The following is a 383-nucleotide window of genomic DNA, read 5'->3' as shown; positions in this document are numbered from 1 at the left end:
ATGAAACTTACAACGCCACAATGGACCTTGTAGGACTCGAACCTACGACCGGACGGTTATGAGCCGTCTGCTCTAACCAACTGAGCTAAAGGTCCAGGCTCTTAAAAATCGCGGCGGAGGGGATCGAACCCCCGACCTCCCGGGTATGAACCGGACGCTCTAGCCAGCTGAGCTACACCGCGAAAAAGATATTCATTATTTAAATGAAATGGAGCCTAGCGGGATCGAACCGCTGACCTCCTGCGTGCAAAGCAGGCGCTCTCCCAGCTGAGCTAAGGCCCCGTGTTTAAATTTATAATTATCGGGAAGACAGGATTCGAACCTGCGACCCCTTGGTCCCAAACCAAGTGCTCTACCAAGCTGAGCTACTTCCCGCTTAATTA

The 383-nt window shown here is 52.0% G+C and carries 4 tRNA genes; all 4 read right to left on the bottom strand.

Annotated features, from left to right (window positions below):
- Window positions 1-21: 21 nt before the first annotated feature.
- A tRNA-Ile gene (locus AB3I27_RS14025) sits at window positions 22-95 on the bottom strand.
- Between the two features lie 13 nt (window positions 96-108).
- Window positions 109-182, bottom strand: a tRNA-Met gene (locus tag AB3I27_RS14020).
- Window positions 183-209: 27 nt separating this feature from the next.
- A tRNA-Ala gene (locus AB3I27_RS14015) sits at window positions 210-282 on the bottom strand.
- Window positions 283-301: 19 nt separating this feature from the next.
- Window positions 302-375: transfer RNA gene (locus AB3I27_RS14010), tRNA-Pro, on the bottom strand.
- Window positions 376-383: the final 8 nt, after the last annotated feature.

It is taken from the genome of Enterococcus sp. C46 (assembly GCF_040887565.1).
GTDB lineage: Bacteria > Bacillota > Bacilli > Lactobacillales > Enterococcaceae > Enterococcus_B > Enterococcus_B lactis.
Note: the sequence above shows the minus strand (reverse complement) of the source record. Positions and strands in the feature narration are given on the sequence as shown.